The 20669-nt window shown below is 49.6% G+C and carries 22 protein-coding genes; 4 read left to right on the plus strand and 18 right to left on the minus strand.

Features of this window, described 5'->3' with window-relative positions; all coding sequences use genetic code 11:
• Complete coding sequence (locus tag Mpt1_RS02665) at positions 1–1887, minus strand: type II/IV secretion system ATPase subunit (protein ID WP_052399257.1); 1887 nt, start codon at positions 1885–1887, stop codon at positions 1–3.
• Positions 1887–2420, minus strand: coding sequence for a hypothetical protein (locus Mpt1_RS02670; RefSeq protein ID WP_048111836.1), 534 nt, complete (start codon positions 2418–2420; stop codon positions 1887–1889). Before Mpt1_RS02670 ends, Mpt1_RS02665 begins: the two co-directional genes overlap by 1 nt.
• A 136-nt stretch (positions 2421–2556) precedes the next feature.
• Here Mpt1_RS02670 and Mpt1_RS02675 point away from each other — a divergent pair, with 136 nt between their 5' ends.
• From Mpt1_RS02675 to Mpt1_RS02685, 3 genes are all read left to right on the plus strand, one after another.
• A complete protein-coding gene (locus Mpt1_RS02675) occupies positions 2557–4461 on the plus strand; it encodes a peptidase U32 family protein (RefSeq protein ID WP_048111838.1) in 1905 nt (634 codons plus the stop codon).
• Between the two features lie 755 nt (positions 4462–5216).
• Positions 5217–5624, plus strand: a complete 408-nt coding sequence (locus Mpt1_RS02680; RefSeq protein ID WP_048111841.1) for a hypothetical protein — start codon at positions 5217–5219, stop codon at positions 5622–5624.
• On the plus strand, positions 5615–6055 hold the full coding sequence (locus Mpt1_RS02685; RefSeq protein WP_148305807.1) for a hypothetical protein: 441 nt from the start codon (positions 5615–5617) through the stop codon (positions 6053–6055). The genes Mpt1_RS02680 and Mpt1_RS02685 overlap by 10 nt, the downstream gene beginning before the upstream one ends.
• Here the strand turns inward: Mpt1_RS02685 and Mpt1_RS02690 are convergent, their stop codons facing one another.
• From Mpt1_RS02690 to Mpt1_RS07695, 13 genes are all read right to left on the minus strand, one after another.
• A complete protein-coding gene (locus tag Mpt1_RS02690; RefSeq protein WP_238603142.1) occupies positions 6056–7294 on the minus strand; it encodes a 2,3-bisphosphoglycerate-independent phosphoglycerate mutase in 1239 nt (412 codons plus the stop codon). It lies immediately after the preceding gene.
• Positions 7295–7296: 2 nt separating this feature from the next.
• Positions 7297–7875, minus strand: coding sequence for a flavodoxin family protein (locus Mpt1_RS02695; RefSeq protein ID WP_048111845.1), 579 nt, complete (start codon positions 7873–7875; stop codon positions 7297–7299).
• Positions 7876–8084: 209 nt separating this feature from the next.
• Positions 8085–8621, minus strand: coding sequence for an N-acetyltransferase (locus tag Mpt1_RS02700; RefSeq protein ID WP_048111851.1), 537 nt, complete (start codon positions 8619–8621; stop codon positions 8085–8087).
• Complete coding sequence (locus Mpt1_RS02705) at positions 8618–8842, minus strand: hypothetical protein (protein ID WP_048111854.1); 225 nt, start codon at positions 8840–8842, stop codon at positions 8618–8620. Before Mpt1_RS02705 ends, Mpt1_RS02700 begins: the two co-directional genes overlap by 4 nt.
• A 145-nt stretch (positions 8843–8987) precedes the next feature.
• Complete coding sequence (locus tag Mpt1_RS02710) at positions 8988–9527, minus strand: N-acetyltransferase (RefSeq protein WP_048111857.1); 540 nt, start codon at positions 9525–9527, stop codon at positions 8988–8990.
• Positions 9524–9748 carry a hypothetical protein gene (locus tag Mpt1_RS02715; protein ID WP_048111860.1) on the minus strand — a complete coding sequence of 75 codons (225 nt, stop codon included), beginning with the start codon at positions 9746–9748 and terminating at the stop codon, positions 9524–9526. Before Mpt1_RS02715 ends, Mpt1_RS02710 begins: the two co-directional genes overlap by 4 nt.
• Before the next feature lie 401 nt (positions 9749–10149).
• The gene (locus tag Mpt1_RS02720; protein ID WP_048111864.1) at positions 10150–11799 is read right to left on the minus strand and encodes an AMP-binding protein; all 1650 of its coding nucleotides are present in this window, start codon (positions 11797–11799) and stop codon (positions 10150–10152) included.
• Positions 11800–11808: 9 nt separating this feature from the next.
• Positions 11809–12360 (minus strand): helix-turn-helix domain-containing protein, encoded by a 552-nt coding sequence (locus Mpt1_RS02725; RefSeq protein WP_048111866.1) that lies wholly within the window; start codon positions 12358–12360, stop codon positions 11809–11811.
• 13 nt (positions 12361–12373) lie between these two features.
• A complete protein-coding gene (locus Mpt1_RS02730; RefSeq protein WP_048111876.1) occupies positions 12374–13786 on the minus strand; it encodes a 2-oxoacid:acceptor oxidoreductase family protein in 1413 nt (470 codons plus the stop codon).
• Positions 13783–14832 (minus strand): 3-methyl-2-oxobutanoate dehydrogenase subunit VorB, encoded by a 1050-nt coding sequence (vorB, locus tag Mpt1_RS02735; protein WP_048111878.1) that lies wholly within the window; start codon positions 14830–14832, stop codon positions 13783–13785. Before vorB ends, Mpt1_RS02730 begins: the two co-directional genes overlap by 4 nt.
• A gap of 1 nt (position 14833) precedes the next feature.
• Complete coding sequence (locus tag Mpt1_RS02740; protein ID WP_048111880.1) at positions 14834–15061, minus strand: 4Fe-4S dicluster domain-containing protein; 228 nt, start codon at positions 15059–15061, stop codon at positions 14834–14836.
• A 1059-nt stretch (positions 15062–16120) separates the two neighbouring features.
• A complete protein-coding gene (locus Mpt1_RS02745; protein ID WP_048111096.1) occupies positions 16121–17254 on the minus strand; it encodes an IS110 family RNA-guided transposase in 1134 nt (377 codons plus the stop codon).
• 458 nt (positions 17255–17712) lie between these two features.
• The gene (locus Mpt1_RS07695) at positions 17713–17853 is read right to left on the minus strand and encodes a hypothetical protein (RefSeq protein ID WP_158386740.1); all 141 of its coding nucleotides are present in this window, start codon (positions 17851–17853) and stop codon (positions 17713–17715) included.
• Positions 17854–18091: 238 nt separating this feature from the next.
• Between Mpt1_RS07695 and Mpt1_RS02750 the strand changes: the two genes are divergently transcribed.
• Entirely contained in the window at positions 18092–18877 is a 786-nt protein-coding gene (locus Mpt1_RS02750; RefSeq protein WP_048111882.1) for an alpha/beta fold hydrolase, read from the plus strand.
• A 47-nt stretch (positions 18878–18924) separates the two neighbouring features.
• Here the strand turns inward: Mpt1_RS02750 and Mpt1_RS02755 are convergent, their stop codons facing one another.
• The 3 genes from Mpt1_RS02755 to Mpt1_RS02765 all read right to left on the minus strand — a co-directional run bounded on the left by Mpt1_RS02755 (position 18925) and on the right by Mpt1_RS02765 (position 20580).
• Positions 18925–19449 carry a YkgJ family cysteine cluster protein gene (locus Mpt1_RS02755; protein WP_048111884.1) on the minus strand — a complete coding sequence of 175 codons (525 nt, stop codon included), beginning with the start codon at positions 19447–19449 and terminating at the stop codon, positions 18925–18927.
• Positions 19450–19458: 9 nt separating this feature from the next.
• On the minus strand, positions 19459–19749 hold the full coding sequence (locus tag Mpt1_RS02760; RefSeq protein WP_148305808.1) for a hypothetical protein: 291 nt from the start codon (positions 19747–19749) through the stop codon (positions 19459–19461).
• 207 nt (positions 19750–19956) lie between these two features.
• Entirely contained in the window at positions 19957–20580 is a 624-nt protein-coding gene (locus Mpt1_RS02765) for a class I SAM-dependent methyltransferase (RefSeq protein WP_048111888.1), read from the minus strand.
• Positions 20581–20669: the final 89 nt, after the last annotated feature.

The raw sequence follows: 20669 nt of genomic DNA on the forward strand, positions 1-20669 counted from the left end.
TCAAACACTTATCCCGGTCAGGTCGCGGAACTTCACCTTGAATGAATTCAGAACATCCTCCGCTGTCTTTCCGTTGGATCTCGATGTATGCTCATTGGCGATACCGATCCATTCGGGGCCGAGGTATTCCTCGCTCTGGATCTTTCCCATTTCCGCCAAGAACGATCGTATCACGGCCCTTGCTCTGATCTCTTTCATTATATCCGCTTTGCTCATTTGCGACGATGCCAATATGCGCCTCATTACAGGCGACAGGAAAAGCGTCGAATTATCGGTCGCATCGACGAACTCTCCCGCCGTATCTGATGTTGCGACAAGTTCGTTCACTCTTCTCAGCTGGTTCCCCGTTCTCCGGTCCCTTATCGTTCCCAGCGTTACGAGTATGTCCGTTGCCATGAAAGCTTCCGGCGAGATGTTCATATCGTGAACCACTCTTTCGTAAACCGATCTGGCGGAGTCTCCGTGTATCGTCCCCATGATCGAACTTCCGGCACGGCCTGTCCTCATGCTCTGATACAGCGTCTTCGCTTCCTCGCCCCTTACCTCTCCGAGAACGATCGCGGACTCTCCCATCCTCAAAGACACTCTGAGCGCCTCATTCGACCTGGAGAGACTGTCGCCCCCCATTCTGTCGTCGATGAGCATCGACTGCACCTTGTATCCCATCTTCCTCATCAGCGCCGTGGGGAGTTCCATTGTGTCCTCGATGGTCAATATCCTCTGTGAAAGAGGGAATTCGAACATAAGCGAAGATAAAAGCGAACTCTTTCCCGCACCCCTCGCACCGCATATCAGGAATGTTGCCCGGTTATCGACCAAAAATGACAATATGCCTGCTATCCTCGGGTCCATCGTACCGTTCGCGATCAATCTTGTCAGCGTCCACGGTCTAACGGAGTGCTTCCTTATCGCAACGGCATCCCCGTTCGGACTCAAAGGATACCCGACGACCGTCGCCCTTGCGTCATGACTTTTTATATCCGTTTCCAAAATAGGATTGGACTCGCAGAACTGCAGCCCGCTGTCCCTTTTCAGTATGTTGAGGAGGTTCATCACCTCCTTCTTGTCCACAACAAGGTTCGTCCTGCATTTGATGTGCGAATTGTTCCCTTCTATGCCGTTCATCGTTACGTGGATCCTGTTCCTGTCGCACGGCGCGTCGATGTAAATGTCCTCCAGTTTCGGATCCGCAAGCAGTACTTCGAAGACTCCCATCCCTACCGTATACCTGTAAATTATCCCGCACATATCCTCTATGACCTTCTCCACGGTCTCCGTATCCCTTCCGAAGACCGCTTCGATCGTGTCAGAATGATCGATAAGCATGCCTCTGGCGGTGCCTATCACACTTTGTTTATCCATCCTCCCCCCGAATGTCCTGTACTTCTCCCTGATGCCGTTTATGACCGCTTCGATCACAGCGTTCACCGAATCCGGGAAGGAGTATTCGGAAGGCGTGAGATTGTATTCGATCTCGCCGTCCGCCGCCGTCCCGATAGCGACCTTTCCGCCCGGCGAACTGTATTCGAGCATGTTCTCGAGATCGCCTTTCTTTCCGACCAGCCAGCAGTCCGAGTATATCGGTTTGAACCTGACATTTCCTTCGGAAAGGGCGATGAGTCCTTCAAGCAAGGATTTCCTGTCGGTCAGCTGGGGAATGCTCCTTTCTTGTTTCGGAACGTCTACCTGCCTCGGCCGGATCGGTATCTCGCATTGATATGATGCGTTGTCGTCATTCACCGGGCCCGGTTCTTGGAATGGTGCTCTGGTCTGCATGCTGTTCTCGACGTCGCTGTAATCCGTTATTATGAGTCTGTCGTTGTAGCTCACTTCTTCGATATTCCTTCTGTTGATCCTCCCCCTGACCCCGGACAATATCCTGGGCATCAGACACCACCGGTCCTTGCCGTCTCGATCGATATCCTTTTTTTGAGGTTGTTGACGCCGTGTTCCGCTTGGTCCAATGCTCTGTATGTCTTTTGGATGCAGGACAGACACTTATTATCCGAAGGACGGAAGTTCGCCAGTCTCCCCCTTACCGTATCAAAGTTCGGATCCGGGAATCCCGTCCAAACGGCATCCATTATCTTTGAACCGGAGTTGTTGCAGTCCGCACACGATCTGCCTTCTTCTTTGTGAGAGCTCAACGCAGTCGAATTATAGAAAACGGCCAGCTCGCAGAGTGTCTCCGCCGCCGGTCCGAATATCTCAATGTCCTTACTGGTCCTCAGCCGTATCCTTTCCGCATTGCCCTGCTGTGAGATGTGCTGTATGATGCACTTCAGACAGCTCGGCGATCTGAAATCCGGCGCCAATTTGCATTTTCTGCAATTTATCGACAGAACATCCTCGTCTAATTCGGCATCTGCCGTTTCGGGTTTCTTTTTACTTATCGCTGAAATTATAGATTCTAACTCCATGATTGATGATTTTTCTCAAAGAGTATTAAACGAGCAGCGTACACGTAGACTACGTTTTCATTTTTTGTTCGTTCGGAACGAAAAACAAGCGCAACGATACTGAGGGATTTTAAACCTTGAGGAAATAGGTTAAGGCGTGGAGATACTTTCGCCCGCGGGCTCGCCGGAAGGACTGGTCGCCTCGATCAAAGGAGGCTGTGACGCCGTCTACCTAGGAGGTAAAGCGTTCGGAGCGAGAGCTTTCACTCAGAATTTCACCGACGGCGAACTGGAAGGCGCCGTGAATTACGCTCACGACAACAACGTCAAGGTTTATGTTACGGTCAATACCCTTATCAAAGACAGCGAGATGAACGATGCGATATCGTACGTCGGTTTCCTTAACGACATAGGCGCAGATGCCATACTGATCCAAGATCTGGGGCTTTTGAAGAGTCTTCACAGATTCGAGATCAAGAAACATGCTTCCACCCAAATGGGGATCCATTCGGCTTCCGGCCTCGAATGGTGCTACGAGAACGGCATCGACAGAGCCGTTCTGGCAAGAGAACTTACTTTCGACGAGATATCTTCTGTTATCAAAGATTCGAAGATAGAGACGGAAGTGTTCGTTCAGGGCGCAATGTGCTACTGCATCTCCGGAGGATGTCTGTTCTCCAGCATAGCCGGCGGGAGGAGCGGCAACCGCGGCCAATGCGCCCAGCCGTGCAGGAAATCATATCTTATGAAGGACGAAGAAGGATTCTTCCTGAGCAACGCGGACCTTTACGGTGTGGATTGGATGGAACGCCTTAAGGCGGCAGGCATATCCGCCGTTAAGATCGAGGGAAGGATGAGAAGTCATGCCTACGCATACCTTGCCACCAAGGTCTACTCCATGCTTAACAACGGGGAACCGTGGGAAAAGATTTCCGATACGGCCGACCTTCTGAAAACGGTATTCAACCGCGGATTCTGCGAAGGGTATTTCCCCGGAGTGTCCAGCTTGGTCCAGCCCAAATATGCCGATAACAGAGGTTTCCTTTTGGGTTCCGTCTCTATATCGGACAGAAAGTTCGACCTGTCCGATCTGAAGGAGAAAGTGAACATAAGGGACGGGCTCTCGATATTCAAAGGAAAAGATAAGATCGGAGGGTTCAAGGTCAGCTCTCTCGGGAAAGTGACCGCTCCGTTCAAGATACCTGACGGAACATATGAGGTGTACAGAACATTCGACCCACGCATAGACGAAATAAAGAATCTGGTCGGCGACCCCCCTAAGTTAAAGGGAGAGACAAAAAGGAGATCGTATCAGAAAGAGCTTAAACCAAGCGACAGGAAGGCGACAGTCCCGAAGATATCCTTCTACGTAAGTTCGGTCAAAGTTTTGGATTCGGTGATCGGGAATGCCGACAGGGTCTACTACGACCTCAACGACAGTACGGAGGCCGCGGGGAAGATGTGTGAGGAGAATGATGTGGAGTTCGTTGTCAACCTTCCGCGTTTCAGGCCGCTTATGGATCTGAATGTGGGCGAATACGCCGTGATGGTGAACACCCCGGACCAAATGCATCATTTCAAACAAAGGAAAATGTTCGGAAGCTACCACATGAACATGTTCAACTCTTACTTCCCGCCGGCCATGTCCCAGACAACTGTTTCCGTGGAACTTTCAAAGCCCGAGATAAAGAATTTGGCAGAATATCACAGCGGGCGGATCGAACTGATGGTGTTCGGAAGGACCGAACTTATGTGCACGCGCGATACCGGACTGACTGCCGGAACCATAAGGGACGAACTCGAGCATGATTTCCCCATATACAGAGATAATTTCGGTCTTGCCCATGTTTTGAATTCGTCCGATCTGCTCCTGCTGCAGTATCTGAACGAGCTGGGTTCGATGGGTATCGACTCGTTCGGCATCGACCTGAGAAAAAGACCCGCTTCCCTCGCAAAGATAGTTGCCGAGGCATATAGGAACAGGGATATAAGCAAAAAAGGAAAGATAACTGAGATGTGCGGGTTGATCAACTACGGCCATTATCTCCGCGGCGTAGAGTGAAAAGATCCTTCTCTGTTTCGTATGGATCCCTATAGATAACTCTGATACCATTCGTTAAACAATGGGAATTCCGGGACGCGGCCCGGCCGGAAGATTCATAGAAAATCGTCGGCGCAGATTACGGGGATACGGAGAACCCGATCCCGATGTGCTGTCCGGTAAGCGTTCAGAAAAAGATTTGGAAAAAGCCTAAAGACCTTAATTTGTCCGATCACTACCGAATGGGGTATTTCTACTGCTGGCTATATCAATTTGAAGTGTATAATGAAAAGTGCCCGAGGATGGGAAGCCGGACGTACCGGTTCTCCAAACCGCGGCACGTCCGGACCATCCGGGTAGGGGGTGGTAATATTACCGCCAACAAGACCGGCTACGTCCGACTCAGGATATGCTTAGGTCCTTTGGTGATCGAGATCATTCTCGAACCACCGTAAAGCGGAAGCAGGAATGATCCCGCCTTATGGGTCCGTCTTCTCCCTTCGGGGAGAGGACGTTAAACCACCTTCCTGATTTCATAAGATTGATCGAGAATATAAACCTATGTTGCAAAAACACATTCCTCGCTTAAGAGGGCCCTTTGCTCAGATCCTTCCCTATTCGTGTGGAATGGCCGACATGTACGGACACAGTGTGTAAGACATCTCCGTTGCGGACTCGGCCCGCATCGGTTCCCGCTCAGAACAGAACCGTAAAAATGGAAACGTAATATAACTGTAGTACTCCCTTTTAATACACTTTAAGAAAAATCATCATACATGAAGTTCAACAATAAAGGGAGCCTCGGATTCCCCGAGGCCATAATGGCGGCGATGATCGTCACCCTTGTGCTGACGATGTACATGGGATTGTTCGTTCTCAATGCCGCGAACGAGAAGAGTGACCCAGAAGTGAACATCGACCACAGGGTCTTTGAAGGTCTGATACTGGAAGACGGAAAAATAACCGGCGATATCGAACAGCAACTTATATCGGAGTCGGAAAGACACGGATACAAAGGGGTATCTTTTACATGCGAGGTTCCTGGGGAGTTCGGGTTCGAGGCCAGACATATTTTGGTCGGAGAGATGACAGGTAAGATCAGCAGCGAGAGGTTCGTTATGCCTCTGAGGTCTTCCGACGGCAGGACCGTTCCGACAGTGATGGAGGTGGCAGTATGCATCTGAAAAATAAGAGAGGGATGACGGCAATGGTCGATGCGATGATATTCATCGTCATCATCGGATTGGCCGTCACCGCGATGTTCTCTTTCAACAACAATGAAAAAGGAACAAACGACGCCTCCTCAATGTTGGAAAGTATTTTCACCGCGAAAATAAGAACGAACGACCTTATCGAGGCCGATGAGTCCGGGCTTGTGGGTATTCCGGACATGGTCGCAGTCTTCATCCTCACGGGAGAAGGGACAGTTATTGATTATATCAAGGAAATACTGGACTCGGCGATGCAACGCGACGGCGCATATTATATGGAGATAGAGTATCAGGGCAGGACCGTCTCGATCGGGACCGATAAAGGTGATCCTATATCCGGTTCTGTGAAGGAATTCACCGTTACATACGGAGGTTCGATCAGGACATCGCTTATGCTGTATTGATCATGCGCCGAACTTCTCCGTGCGTTCGGCAAGGTCCATGCACATCTGCACGATGTACTTTCCTCTGATGCGGCCGATGCGGCCGCGGGAGCACCCCGACTCGCTGAATTTGACCGCTTCATCCATTACGTTCCCGGGTGTATAAACAGCGATCGGGACCGGATCTCCGCTGTGGTCGCCGAGAGAACACGGAGTGCTGTGGTCAGCGGTGAAAACAATGACAAGGTCATCCCTGAAGTTGTCTTTGATATAACCTGCCATTTGGTCCAGACGCTTCACGACTTCACATTTCCTTATGGGGTCGCGGTCATGACCGCACACATCCGGCGCTTTCACATTCATGAGGATGAAATCATATGTTTTCAGGGTCTCCATCGCAACTTTCGCTTTTGCGATAAAGTCCGAATTATATCCTCCCGTGCAAGATGGGGGAAGATCGATAACGTCCAATCCGCATATCGCACATATTCCTTTGATCATTCCCACACCGGCCACACATGCGGCCTTTAGATCGTACTTCTCGGGAAAAGGTTGTATGTTGGGGAAATCGCCGGCGCCTCTGGGAACAATGATGTTCGCCGGGAGCAACCCTTCCTTTACTCTCCTTTTGTTCACCGGATGGTCCTTTAATCTTTTATAGGACTCTTTGACGAATTTGTTGATCACATTTGCGGTGAACTCCGCTTCCTTTGTCTTTCCTTTTGCCTTATTCAGCGGGCCGAGGTCGTGGGAATCCACATCGGTCACATCCGGGCTCAGGCCCTTTCCTCTCAGTATCAGCGCCGCCCTGTGTTCCGTACCCTCTTTAATGATCACTTCGACGCCGTCGATGGTCATTCCGCTGAGCGCTTTGACCAATTCCGTTGTGTCGGGTTTGTCTATCCTTCCCGCACGTCGGTCTGTGATATTCAGATCGCTGTCGCAGGTCGAAAAATTGCACCTGAACGCAACATCGCCGTATTTCCCGATAAGACCTATTCCTGCGGCTTCGAACGGCCCTCTTCCCGTGTAAACCTCAAGCGGATCATATCCCAGTATGGATAAGTGGGACGTGTCGCTTCCCGGACGTATCCCTATGTCGACGGTATCGCACGTTCCGGCGATGCCATTCTTTGTGAACCAGTCTAAGTTGGGAGTATCTGTTGCCTGAAGAGGAGTGAGGCCGTTCAGTTCTTTGCAACCCCTGTCGCCGAGTCCGTCCATCACAACAATGAATATCTTTTTCTTTGTTGCGGACAATTTCAATCCTCTTTGATCTTTTTGAGGATCCAGGCCATGTTCTCTCCGAGACATTTCATGGTCTTTAGGCCTTCTTCATCTTTCTCGAATTCGCCTTCCGCCCTGGCCGTGCTTACGTTCCAATAGGATGAGCCGATCGTTATCATCTCATTTACCGAGAAGAAGTGATTGATGGTGTCGAATGCATGTATACCGCCGGCGCGCCTCATAGGAACGACCGCCGCCCCTACTTTCCTTCTGAGGGCCATTCCGTTCGGCCTTGTGACATACCCGGAACGGTCGATGAGTGCTTTCGTCTCCGCTGTGACATCGGCGAAATATGTGGGAGAACCTATGATTATACCATCGGCATTGACCATTTTCTGTATGCACATATTGAGGACGTCGTCGTCCATGATACAGCGCATGTTCTTGTTCTTCCCGCATGCGCCGCAGGCTCTGCATCCGTGAAGATCCTTTCCGCCTACCTGTATCATCTCGGTCTCTATTCCTTCCGCATTCAGAACCTTGAATACTTCCTTGATCATGTGGCTGGTGTTGCCCTCTTTTCTGGGGCTGCAGTTAAAACCTACTACCTTCATTTAATCACCTGATATTAACTGCCTAAATACCTTACAAATAAATAAAAGGCTCTTGCAAAAATTGAGTGGAAACTGTGCGTGTCGATTCCGCACAAAGGCTATGGATCCACGCCGTTCAAAACAATCTCCGAGGCCGTATACGGAATCGTCATCAAGCTCCTCCGCCTGCTCAGGAACTCATTTTTCGTTGCCGTTCATTGCGACGACGATCATATTATCGCAACCATCTGGTTCAGTTCTTTGTCTAAATTCTTCCTGATGAACGTGAACCCGCAGGAATCGTAATAATCAATCAAACTGTCCCTGCAATCGAGTCTGACAACTCTGCACCCGAACATCTCTTTACCTTTTGCGAAAGTATGGAAAGCTTGTTTGATCATCTCTCTTCCGAATCCTCTCTCGACGCCGTCCGCCTTCGCCAGTTGCCCCAGGAGGTAGGCTTGTGCAATATTGTCGCTGACATTCATCAGTTTGAATGTCTTTTTAGACACACTCTCTTTTTCCACTGATAAACATTTGATCGCCAGTGTGAAGAATCCATTGATCACATCTGCGCCGGTTGCGTCCTGCCCTAACGCAAGATGCGTTCTGGATATGCTTTCGCTGTCGTGTCTTATCGCACTTCTTTTCAAAAATTGTTCGGCAGCGGGTTCTGCCGAACATTTGAACGAGGACAAGAATGCGTGAAGATTCTCTTCACCGATCTCGGCCTTCAACTTGTCAAGTCTGGTGACGTATAAGCTCATTCAGGGACACTCTCCCCGAATTGCTCCGCTTTCTTCCTCTGTCTTTCAAGCCTCTCTTTGAGTTCGGGAATACGTTTTTCTCCCTCCTCGAGTACTTTCATTATGTCGTATTCGGGAACGAACGGGCCTCTCCTTTCCGCGGCCTCGAAAGCTTCCTCTAATCTCTTCCCCTGTTCACGGGTCTCTATCACCAGCATCTCATAGAACGATTCTATCGGCATGTTTTTGTCACCTCTTTCTCAATTTACGTTCCGAGTATTTAGTGCAGATATACTACAGGTATACTGACTTCCTTTCAGTAGTTAAAATTTGTTGCGCAGAGGGCTGTCAGTAAATCTTTTTTGGTGCCGTTCATTGCGACAACGATCATATTATCGCGACCATCTGGTTCAGTTCTTTGTCAAAATTCTTCCTGATGAACGTGAACCCGCAGGATTCGTAATAATCGATCAAACTGTCCCTGCAGTCCAGACGAGCAACTCTGCATCCGAACATCTCATTGCCTTTAGCGAAGTAGTGAAAAGCGCGCTTGATCATTTCTCTTCCGAATCCTTTCTCGACACCGTCCGCTTTTGCAAGCTGTCCCAATAGGTAAGCCTGTGCGATCTTATTATTGACATTCATCTGTTCCAATATATCTTTGGGAATGGGATCGTATTCTTCGACCGAGATACACTTTATTGCAAGTGTGAAGAAACCTTTGATTGTGTCCAACCCAGATTCGTCCTCTCCTACTGCAAGATAAGTTCTGGATATGCTCTCTCTATCGTGTTTGATGGCTGTTTTCTTAAGAAAGCGTTCAGCTGCAGGTTCGGCTGAGCATTTGAATGTGCTAAGGAGATTATTAAGATCATCCTCTCCGATGTCTGCCCTTATTTCATCAAGCTTTCGTACAGAGAGATTCATTGAGACTCGCTCTCCCTTCTCTGTTCAAATTCTGCTCTCCGCTTTTCGAGTCTCTTCTTAAGCTCGGGGTTGTCCTTCCTGTCTTCTTCGAGCAACTTCAAAACGTCGTACTCCGGGACGAACGGCCCCCTCTTTTCCGCTGCCCTGAAAGCTGCCACTAAATTCTCCGCTGCTTCCTTGGTATCTATCACCATCATCTCATAGAACGATTCTATCGGCATTTTTTGTCACCTCTTTCTCAATTTACGTTCCGAGTATTTAGCACGGGTATATTACATGTATACTAACTTCCTTTCAGTAGTTAAAATTTGTTGCGCAGAGCCCCGGTCTTTGAGTAGGTAAAAATGCGGTTCGGATCGATGTGACTGTGATAATTCATGGGATATCTCTGCAGTGATGGCCACTGATGGTTCGATCGTCAACTTATCGGGACGATGGTCACGAACGATCCCCGCCCTCTTAGGGGTCGGACGGGATCATTCGAACATATTGTAAAACATTGCCGCGGCTGTACTCTCTGTGTATGAACTTGAAATGAAAATGAATGGGAGCCTGCTCCCATGTTAAGATGAGGTTTTGTTCTGAATTATGTCTCGTGATCCGTTTGGACCGTGCGACCTTATTATTTCGCCCACATCTTTGCCGCCGTCTCTCTGAGCTTGAATTTCATTATCTTGCCGCTTGCCGTCATAGGATACTCTTTAACGAAGGCGACATAGACCGGGGTCTTGTATCTCGCTATCTTCCCGCGGCAATAATCCTTGATATCGTCTGCGGTCAGGTCGTATCCCTCTTTCAGTATTATGAAAGCGCCGGGTACCTCTCCGTATTTGTAATCCGGTACACCGACCACCTGCACATCTTTGACCCCTTCGACGTGGTGAATGAAATCCTCCAATTCCTTCGGATAGATGTTCTCCCCGCCCCTGATGATCATATCTTTTATCCTTCCGGTGACCGCAAAGTATCCGTCCTTATCCTTCACTCCGATGTCCCCGGAGTGCAGCCATCCATCCTCGTCTATTGCTTTGGCGGTCTCTTCCGGCATTTTATAGTACCCTTTCATAACATTGTGTCCGCGGCAGCAGAATTCTCCGGGTACACCGACCTCGCATATCTTTCCTGTCTCATTGTCGATTATCTCCACTTCTATCCCGGGTATCGCCTTTCCGACGGTAGAGCACTTCTTTTCGATGCTCGGCTCGTCGTACATCGATTGGGTCATTGCAGGAGAGGATTCCGTGAGACCGAACACGATCGTCACTTCTCTCATGTTCATCCTTCTTACCGCTTCCTCCATCGTCTTTGTGGGGCAGGGAGAACCGGCCATTATTCCCGTCCTGAGGGTGCTGAAGTCGAATTTATCGAACATTTTGTTCTCCATTATCGATATGAACATGGTCGGCACTCCGTATAAGGCGGTGCATCTTTCTTTTTCGATCGACATCATCACTATCAAAGGATCATATTCTTCGACTATCACCATCGCCGATCCGTGGTTGATGCATGCCATCACCCCCAGGCTGCATCCGAAACAGTGGAACAGCGGGACAGGCAGGCAGACCCTGTCATTCGAATCGAAATTTTGATTTATCCCCACCCAGTAGCCGTTGTTCCCCAGATTGAAGTGGGTAAGCATGACGCCTTTGGGGAAGCCGGTGGTACCGGATGTGTATTGCATATTCACTGTGTCGTTCGGGGTAAGTTCTTTCTGCCTTTTTTTGTATTCTTCATCGGTGATCTGACATGCCATCAGCATCACCTCTGGCATCGAGAACATTCCGCGGTGTTTTTCCGAACCGAGGAACATCACTCTCTTGAGGTGCGGGTAATTCTCCGACTTCAGCATCCCTCTGGGCTGGACCTTGAGTTCCGGTACCAGCTCATAAAGGATCGCCACATAATCGGAATCCCTGCTGCCGTTGATGATGAATATATTCTCTGTTTCCGATTGGCGGAGAATGTAATCGATCTCTTTTGATTTGTTATTTGTATTAATTGTAAGCAGTATGGCGCCGATCTTCGCTGTGGCGAACTGCAAAGCTACCCAGTGCGGTACGTTCGTTGCCCAGAGAGCGACCTTCTCGCCTCTTTTGACACCCATGGCCATAAGTCCTTTGGCAATGGTGTCAACGGTCTCCTTGAACTCCTTCCACGTCTGCCTGTAATCTCTGTCGACATACACAACAGCGTCGTTGTCCGGGTACTTGGCGACGACCTCGTCGAGCAGCTGACCCAGCGTCGCTTCCCTGGTTATATTTTCCCTCGGCATGATACGACCTCAGAAGGGAACGTATATCACGGCCAGTATCTCGGCCGGACGATTGTCCGCTGCGCTTACCTTATGAGGCACGAGAGAATTATAGTACACTGTGTCCCCCGGTCCGAGAGTATGCTTCTCTTTGCCGTATGTCAATTCGATCTTTCCCGAAAGGACCATGATGAATTCCTCTCCTTCGTGCGATGATAATTTCTCTCCGCATGCCGGGTCGATCCTTATGAACATGGGGTCCATGCTTCTGTCGATCTTACCTTTACCCAGAGGGAAATAATGGTAGTGGGATTTCCCCTTCGATCCCTCTTCCTCTTTCTTCGAGGCTTTTGTTATCAAAGGATCCTTCACTTCAATATCGTCTGTGAATGTCCCGAGGCGTTTGCCCAATGCTCTTGACAGCTTGATCAACATTCCCACGGCCGGGTATGTTCTCCCCTCCTCGACATCTTTGATAAAGGCAACATCCAGCCCTGCTCTTTCGGCAAGTTCCTCCTGTGTGATGCCCAGCCTCTCTCTGTACATCCGGATCCTTGAGCCAACCTTATTTGTTTCTTCCATTGTTCTTCCTCTTTCAGTTTATATTATCCGATATCCATTTTTTAGCAGCCTCGAACACCCTCATGTTCGGTTCCACCAGTGCGGGCTTTGCAGAGAAGCTTTCCGCAAGTGCATCCTTGATATTCTTTTCGCTGAATGGTAAGAGGCCCAACCCCGTCATCGCCCCAAGGAAAGCGGTATTGCTTGCTTTGGGAACACCGCTCTCGTTCGCGACAGCCGAGGCGGGGAAGGGTATCACTCTTACTCCGGGTGGAGATTTTATATCGGCTTTTATTGACGCCTCAAAAAGTAAAGTGCCCCCCTTTGCTACGGTGGGGGCGAATCTCTCCAGCGACGGCTGGTTCATGGCGATCAGCACATCCGGGTCATCAACGGTGGGCGACCCGATCTCTTTGGCCCAGACCCTGACGGCGCAGGAGGCGGAACCGCCCCTCTGCTCGGGGCCGTAACTCGGCATCCAGGAAACGAATTTTCCTTCCGATGCGGCCGCTTCCGCTACTACCAGTCCAAGGCTCAGGATGCCCTGCCCTCCGAAGCCGGAGAATTTGAACCTCCTTTCTCTGAATGAAGGATTATACTTCATGGGTACCGTTTCTTTACCGCCGGCCATCAGTTCTTTCACGGTCTTATGAGGAACATTCTTAGGTACCGGTGCCGCTTTTTCCGATCTGTCCTTGAAATTCCCGAGGGGGTAGGTCTTCTCCATTATTTGGGTGAATGACTCCGCCGCTTTGACCGGGTCCTCCCTCATGTTGTTCGGACATGGGGAGAGTATCTCTACGAATGCGAAACCTTTCTTCTCTTTTTGGATCTCGAGAGCTTTCCTTATCGCTTTCTTTGCCTGCATTATCCTTTTGGTATCGGCGACCGATACTCTTTCTATGAACACCGGCGCTTCCAGTGTTTCGAATACCTCGCAAACCCTCAGAGGATACCCTGCCGCAACGACATCCCTTCCATATGGGGTTGTTGTTGTGACCTGGCCTTCCAGTGTGGTCGGTGCCATCTGCCCGCCGGTCATAGCGAAAAGTGCGTTGTTCACAAAGAATAACGCGAAATTCTCCCCTCTGTTCGCTGCCTGGAAAGCGTTGTTGAACCCTATCGCTCCCAGATCTCCGTCTCCTTGGTATGCGATCACCGGTTTATCCGGCAAGACCCTGGAAAGGCCTGTGGCAACTGCGGATGCCCTTCCGTGAGGTGCGGAAATATGCCCGCAGTCGATATAATAATAACAGAATGTGGCGCATCCGACCGGCCCCACAAATACGGAATCATTCTGTATGCCGAGGTCGGCCATCGCCTCTCCTATGAGTTTAAGGATTATTCCGTGTCCGCAGCCGGCACAATAGTGTGTTGCACGATCGTCGCCGGCTTCCCTCCCATTGCGGGAAAAGTGCTCGTACATGCCTGTAGCTCTTTTTATCATGCTTTCCCTCCCGCTGCTTTTTCGGCGGTCTCCACAAGTTCGGAGACCTTGGGCAGGTTCCCGCCCATCCTGTTGAACAATATGACCTGCTTCTTCTTTTCAAGGTGCATGATTATGTCGTCCCTGTACTGCCCGTTGCTCATTTCCACAACGATTATCTTTTTCCCGGAAGCGCAGGAGTTCAATTTGCCGGTCGGGAACGGAGACAATGTTATCGGGCGGAAAAGACCTGCCTTGACCCCTTTCTCTCTTAGGGCATCCACAGCCGATCTCGCTATCCTGGCGCTGGTGCCGTAACCTGTCAGGATTATTTCCGCATCCTCCGTAAGGTATAGCTCGGCCCTCGCTTCTTTTTCCATCTCTTTATATTTTTTATCCAGACGGACGTTGTGCATCTCCTGCCTGTCCGCATCAAGGAATATCGAGCATATGAGATTGTTCTTTGTTTTTGCCGTGCCTTTCACCGACCACGCATCTGTTTCGTATGTTCCGGAGACCTTTTCGGGCACTGTTATGGATTCCATCATTTGACCCAGCACCGCATCTGCCAGGACCACTGCGGGATTCCTGTATTTGAATGCGAGATCGAAAGCAAGAATGGTGAGGTCGCACATTTCCTGGACCGAGGCCGGCGCCAGAGTTATGGGTTTGTAGTTACCGTGACCGCCTCCCTTTACAGCTTGATTATAATCGCCCTGTTCGGGGAATATGTTGCCGAGTCCGGGGCCGGCGCGCATAATATCGACGATGACCGCAGGTAACTGTGATCCCGCCATATATGACAGGCCCTCCTGCATAAGGCTCATTCCCGGTCCGGATGATGCGGACATGACCTTTTTTCCGGCGCTTGCGGCACCGTACATCATGTTTGCGGACCCTGTCTCGCATTCCGCCTGAAGGAACACTTTCCCGAGACATGGAAGATGTTCCGCCGCCGCATGTGCTATCTCGCTCGCCGGCGTGATAGGATATCCGAAATATGCATCGACCCCGGCATAGATCGCACCGATCATCACCGCATCATTCCCTTTCATAAATTTGCGCATTTCAATCCCCCTTCCCGGGTTTATACACTTCTATAGCATAGGGTTCAGGACAGTTGTAGAAGCAAATGAAACAGCCTGTACATCCTTCTCCCGTGTATTTTGAATATTTGAACCCTCTCTTGTTCAAAACCTCTGACATCTTAAGAACTTTTTTCGGACATGCCGCAACACATCTGCCGCAGCCTTTGCATTCGTCCGCTGTTATTGTCGGAAAAGGTCTGTCTTCCACTTTATTTCACACGCCTGATATGTATAATGAAAGGGGACGAAGATACTTAAAGATTATAACGACAGATACTGCGACTGCCGAGAGAATGTATCATGTTTGTCTGATACACACCCTTTTTGCGGCTTAGCACCGAAAGCGGCACTTGCACTTAAATTAGGTTTTCTGCTCCAAGATCTGATTTTTGCATTTAAAACCACCAGAACGGATACTGGTGCACTTAATGGCACCCCGAGTGTGCCTGATTTATTCTTTATTAGGTCGAAAAATATGAATATTGTGGGAAAAAGGTTCTATTTTGATTTGAGTGGGACCCGATGCGAGCCATACCCGCAGTGAAGATATTTACACGTATCATCCGTGGACCGGCCCGTGTCGAAGAGCCTGTTAAGAGCAAACGGAGCCGATCTATACATCATCTGAGAATTACATAGGCGATGGTATCAGAAACTGTCTTCGTGCGACCCACTCAAATCGGAATAGGATCGTGAGAGAGGCTTTGCACGTAAAGTCGTTTTTTCGGTACCTTTTAAGTGCAAACATGCCACTTTAGGTGCAGATTTGTTACTTTAGGTGCAGTGATTGTCCTTTGTGTGCAACAGACACTTTAGGTGCAAAGCCCCCCTTTCCATAGCATTTAAATAGTTTTTTATCATAATTTATTGCGCGGTATCGGATAACCCCCTGCTTTGATACAGAGGGCCCGGACCGCAGCAATCTATTATTATTCCATTAAAAGTTGGTCTGTCACCACTATAGCCACTCGTTTTTGATAAAGGTTGTTACCGCATCCGCTGATCCTACCCATAAAAACAACCTAAGGTCGTCCCCATGTTCCGATGCCGACCGTGGAGGCATCGGTCTGTGATATCCATTAACCCATGCGGTCGGGTCCCCCGCAGTTCCGCATCATCGATTTATTGCCCGGCCCCGAAGGCCATTTCCGCGTTCCCGATATGCCCGACGATACTGTATCGATTTTCTAAGCGACCACGAAGGCCAAAAAGAAGCCGACATCCTTTCCCGTCCGGCTGTGCTTCACCGCATCCCGATCGTTCATGATCATTCTGTCTGCGCTGCCTCCATCTCATCCTCTATCTCGTCGGAATCGGCGAGATATCTTGTCACAGCCATCACTGTCGGGTCTGCGGAATACTTCCTGTCCCGGGTCACCATGGCCCAGATCATACGGGCCATGGAATTCGCACATGCCACCAACGCCTCGTTGTGATGTTTGCCGTTGGCCTTCAGACGTTTGTATTTCTCGGATATGAACGAGTCCGCATGGTTTATGTGAACGAACGTTGCCTGGCACAACAGCCTCCTGAGTTCTGGGTCCCCTCTGCGGCTGATCCCGCAGTTCTTCGGTCTGTCGGCGGATTCGTCAAGTTTGGGAGTTATACCGGCAGATGCGGCGAATGCCCGCCCATCCACGAAACGTGTCATATCATCGGCCATGCACGTGACATACGCCGCAGACAGGATACCGAATCCGGGGACCGACCAAACGATATCGAACATCCTGTTGCCTTCCATCCTGTATCGGATCATCTTCTCCGTCTGAGACTTCCTCGCTTTGATACTCTCGGCCTTCGCCGCATCCAGAATGAGAATGTGGTCCCCCGTTGCCTTCAGCTCCCTGAGGGCAAGAACACAGGTGATGTCGGAGTAATCGCGGGACAGCTTCATTCCTCTTATCAGAAGATGGGATCTGATCTGTTTTTTCAAAGCGGTCAGATCGTTCCTGTCGTTGATATCGAACCTGCACAATTCCCTCTGCACCAGCACCTCCCGCGAAGGCATATGGGCGACGGCGAACTCGATCTCCCCCATCAGCCGCCTGCGCATATACCCCGCCAGTTCAGCAGCGTCGTTATCATCGTTCTTTGTTTTGGACCTGGTTATCCTGTACAGGTCGGCGGCATGGGCCACCGTCACTCTGAACCCGAGATTGGTCAGCATCCAATAGACGTCGTGAGACTTGGTCGAATTCTCTATCAGAATATACGCATCCTGACCGTGAAGACGGTTCGTCAGTCCTACCATTCCCGCAGCGTCCGAAGGGAACCTCCGGAAATCGGCGTTGAATCTTTCCAAAAAATCCAGGTTCTTCTTTCTCGGCTCTTCTTTGCCTGCGTACACTGCAAACGCCGCACATTTTTCCTTATGCACATCTATCCCGATCGCTATTTTCATCTATGCGTTCCTCCTCCAAAACAGAGGACCGCTTCCGTACGCACCGGAAATCGGTTATTTTATAACCTTGCCGCCCATCATACATACGGTCTGTGGTTTTCTGTTGTGGTAAACTAATATCACAGACCAACTTTTAATGAGGGCGGATTTTCTTCATTTGAGATTTATTTTTATTTAAGATAAGACGCTTTCTATGGCTTTGCACGTAAAGTCGTTTTTTCGGTACCTTTTAAGTGCAAACATGCCACTTTAGGTGCAGATTTGTTACTTTAGGTGCAGCGATTGTCCTTTGTGTGCAACAGACACTTTAGGTGCAAAGCCCGTGAGAGAACGAATGATATATACTACCATCACCATGAGATATTGTCCAAGAGTAAGTCCTGAACGGGGTCGTTACAATTACGCGGCGACTTTCCTGCTCATGGCGGGTCAAAAACCCTTCAGGCCGTGGGCTCTCTTTATTTCTCAACGATCTCTCTGATCTTCTGGGCTATTATCGCAAAGCGTTCGTGGTATGCGTTCTCGGCATCTTTCTTGTGCTCTATGTGCCCCCCAATCATACTGGCGATACTTTCAGGCCCACATCCGATACCCTCCATGGATCCTCCAGATCAAGGAGGCGTTCCCAAAACCCAATAAGATCCGCAAACAAGAATCAGAGTCCGTCTACATGATATCCAATCAAATCAGAATAGGGCCGGGAAAAAAGATAATGTTATCGCTGTATACGGTGGCATTTCTGTAAAATGTGATGAGGACTAAGCGCAACCTTTGGCATTACATTTTTGTAGAAGGTGTCCAATCTTGGGGAATATCTTACCTATCGGAGAACGAAAAATGCCTAAAGAATCCCTCAGACAGATCAAAATGAATTACGAGGTCAGAGGTAACGGGGAACCTATAGTATTGATAACCGGGCTGGGAGGAGATATTTCTTTCTGGCGCAGTATGGTCCCTCTCCTTTCGGACAGATTCAAGGTGATCACTCTCGACGCCAGAGGGTCCGGCCTTACGGAATGCCCGGACGGGCCGTTTGACATAAAGATGTTGTGTGAAGATGTCGTTGAGCTGTTGGATAAACTTTCAATAAAAAAAGCGCATATCTTGGGGTGGTCTATGGGCGGGAATGTCGCCCAAGAGATGGCTCTGGGTCATCCGGAAAGGGTCGCATCTCTGATATTGGTCTCCACATACATGAGACGCCCTTCCAGGTCGAGTTACATGATGAACACGATGGCGGAATCCGTTCGTTCCGGGGGGGACCTCATCTACGTTTTTAAGATCATGCAGGCACTCTGCATGACCGAGGAATCCTACAGAAAAATGGAGGAAAGAGGATCGTACTCTCCGGCGAAGGCAGAACTTACTCTTGAACGATTCGAATATCAGATGGCGGCTGTGGACGGGTTCGACAGCAGAGACAGAGCAAAGAACATCCGAGTGCCGACCAGAGTCATACACGGAAAAGACGATATAATGGTCCCTCCGCGCATGGGGGAAGAGCTTGCGGCGGAGATCGACGGAGCTGACTTCGTGTTAATCGAAGGGTGCGGACACACAATGCCTTCGAAAGAGTATGCGTGGGCTGTCGTGGAACACGTGTTGAAACATCCGATCGGATAAAGCATTGATACTGCCTGTTCGGAATAGACTGTCCCAAATATCATTGATCAAGGCTGCAGTTCTCTTGACTTTCTTGCCTCATTTATTTTCTCTGATACAGTGCCTCTGATCACCTTTGTGCACGGCCATGTCTCGTCCATGTACTCAGTGAGTTTGATAATATCTGCATTTTCATCTGTGAGCGCGATGTAGGCCCTGCTCATGAACATCGATACCGCATAAGGAAAATCCCTGCACACTTCGGGCCTGTCCTTCCATATCTTACATCTGTTATCTACACTAAGGAAGGCACACGGATCTGTTTTCGCAAAAAGCATTCTCCCGTCGGATGTCCTTACGAGGTACTTTGAAACGAATTCGTGAAGGGGTATCTTCGCTGCGGACGAGATCCTGTCGACCTCTTCCGGGAGCACCAGAATATTCGGCTGGCGGCAGCATTTCCCGCACATCTCGCATGGGAAATTGTCATTATAGCTCATACATATCTCATATGCCAGATCGAGATCCTTCTTCATCTCTGGAGTGATCTCTTTCAGACCCTGCAGTACGTATTTTCCTCTGTATACGGCCATTTGAACACTTTACGATACCATGTATGCGAAGCCTAACATGAAAGCCATCACCGATGCGATCAACCCAGCTCCCGCAAGGACCATATATTGCACCCTGCTCCTGCCGGGGAAGTGGTTCGCCACGCCGATCGCATATCCTCCCACGACCAATCCAACTCCTCCCAAGGCGACCGCCGCTATGGCGTAATCCCTGAGTATGAACAATATCGCCACTCCCACTATTCCGCAGAACAGAGAGGTCAACGCATATCCGAGAGGGTTTTTGGGGATGTCGTTGTAGTCATCCAATAGATTATCCATGAACACTGAACAGGCTATCCCGATAAAGATATTTCTCATCAAAAAGGTGTGTTGGTGAGAGGATGGGAAGCATTATTCTCGCAGCGTTTCTGTCATTTACAGGAATGAACGATGCCTAAAACATATATTATCTATCAATAAAAAGCCTCGGCCAGACAATAGCCTGTTGCGCATATTATTCCTAAGACCATCCTGAAATTCAACACTTCAGCGCGGCAGACGGAAAAGACATTCGATCTTCACTCTCACCGCACCGAAGAGCATCGTCTCGTCTTTCCTTTCAGAGCTTATCAGCTCGAATCCCCTGAAGATGTCTTTCATCTCCTCTTCCGTGAAGTATCTGTATTCGATCCCGTTGCCTCTCGTGTTCCTGTTCTCGCCTTTGGCCCTCATATCCTCCACGGCGAAAACTCTTACGAACACGAGCCCGCCGGGGACCAGCACCCTCGATATCTCTTTTACCGTATCTCTCAACTGAGTGTCGTCCAGATGTTCCAAGATGTGAACGGCCGCGGCAGCGTCGAAATGATCGTCTGGGAACGGCATCTTGTCACATTCCGCTATTATGAATTTTGCCTTATCCCCGAAAACACTGATGCATTGGCTTATCGCAGACGGTGAGAAGTCCAATCCTGTGACATCCGCCCCTGATTTCAGAAGAGCCGCTGTCGTCTTCCCGGTGCCGCACCCGACATCCAATACCTTAGAACCCGGCCCTATATCGAGGGCCACCTTCCCTATCCCTCTCCACGGACGTTTATGCTCTGTATAGAACCTTTCCCAGTGGTCGGCCTGTCTGCCGCCTTCCGGTTCCTCCCGCCCGTCACTCATAGGGAGAATATGACACTCATAAATAATAAGACCAACATTAGGATAGAATAGGATAAGTGTGCTCAAAATGCAATTGTAGGAGTGTTGAA

This window comes from Candidatus Methanoplasma termitum (assembly GCF_000800805.1).
Classification (GTDB): domain Archaea; phylum Thermoplasmatota; class Thermoplasmata; order Methanomassiliicoccales; family Methanomethylophilaceae; genus Methanoplasma; species Methanoplasma termitum.

What these genes read in the sequence shown, in the direction of transcription:
- Mpt1_RS02665 (WP_052399257.1), bottom strand. Translation starts at nt 1,887, where the DNA reads ATGCCCAGGATATTGTCCGGGGTCAGGGGGAGGATCAACAGAAGGAAT.
- Mpt1_RS02670 (WP_048111836.1), bottom strand. Translation starts at nt 2,420, where the DNA reads ATGGAGTTAGAATCTATAATTTCAGCGATAAGTAAAAAGAAACCCGAA.
- Mpt1_RS02680 (WP_048111841.1), top strand. Translation starts at nt 5,217, where the DNA reads ATGAAGTTCAACAATAAAGGGAGCCTCGGATTCCCCGAGGCCATAATG.
- Mpt1_RS02685 (WP_148305807.1), top strand. Translation starts at nt 5,615, where the DNA reads ATGCATCTGAAAAATAAGAGAGGGATGACGGCAATGGTCGATGCGATG.
- Mpt1_RS02695 (WP_048111845.1), bottom strand. Translation starts at nt 7,875, where the DNA reads ATGAAGGTAGTAGGTTTTAACTGCAGCCCCAGAAAAGAGGGCAACACC.
- Mpt1_RS02700 (WP_048111851.1), bottom strand. Translation starts at nt 8,621, where the DNA reads ATGAGCTTATACGTCACCAGACTTGACAAGTTGAAGGCCGAGATCGGT.
- Mpt1_RS02705 (WP_048111854.1), bottom strand. Translation starts at nt 8,842, where the DNA reads ATGCCGATAGAATCGTTCTATGAGATGCTGGTGATAGAGACCCGTGAA.
- Mpt1_RS02710 (WP_048111857.1), bottom strand. Translation starts at nt 9,527, where the DNA reads ATGAATCTCTCTGTACGAAAGCTTGATGAAATAAGGGCAGACATCGGA.
- Mpt1_RS02715 (WP_048111860.1), bottom strand. Translation starts at nt 9,748, where the DNA reads ATGCCGATAGAATCGTTCTATGAGATGATGGTGATAGATACCAAGGAA.
- Mpt1_RS02720 (WP_048111864.1), bottom strand. Translation starts at nt 11,799, where the DNA reads ATGCCGAGGGAAAATATAACCAGGGAAGCGACGCTGGGTCAGCTGCTC.
- Mpt1_RS02725 (WP_048111866.1), bottom strand. Translation starts at nt 12,360, where the DNA reads ATGGAAGAAACAAATAAGGTTGGCTCAAGGATCCGGATGTACAGAGAG.
- Mpt1_RS02730 (WP_048111876.1), bottom strand. Translation starts at nt 13,786, where the DNA reads ATGATAAAAAGAGCTACAGGCATGTACGAGCACTTTTCCCGCAATGGG.
- vorB (WP_048111878.1), bottom strand. Translation starts at nt 14,832, where the DNA reads ATGCGCAAATTTATGAAAGGGAATGATGCGGTGATGATCGGTGCGATC.
- Mpt1_RS02745 (WP_048111096.1), bottom strand. Translation starts at nt 17,254, where the DNA reads ATGAAAATAGCGATCGGGATAGATGTGCATAAGGAAAAATGTGCGGCG.
- Mpt1_RS07695 (WP_158386740.1), bottom strand. Translation starts at nt 17,853, where the DNA reads ATGGAGGGTATCGGATGTGGGCCTGAAAGTATCGCCAGTATGATTGGG.
- Mpt1_RS02750 (WP_048111882.1), top strand. Translation starts at nt 18,092, where the DNA reads ATGCCTAAAGAATCCCTCAGACAGATCAAAATGAATTACGAGGTCAGA.
- Mpt1_RS02755 (WP_048111884.1), bottom strand. Translation starts at nt 19,449, where the DNA reads ATGGCCGTATACAGAGGAAAATACGTACTGCAGGGTCTGAAAGAGATC.
- Mpt1_RS02760 (WP_148305808.1), bottom strand. Translation starts at nt 19,749, where the DNA reads ATGGATAATCTATTGGATGACTACAACGACATCCCCAAAAACCCTCTC.
- Mpt1_RS02765 (WP_048111888.1), bottom strand. Translation starts at nt 20,580, where the DNA reads ATGAGTGACGGGCGGGAGGAACCGGAAGGCGGCAGACAGGCCGACCAC.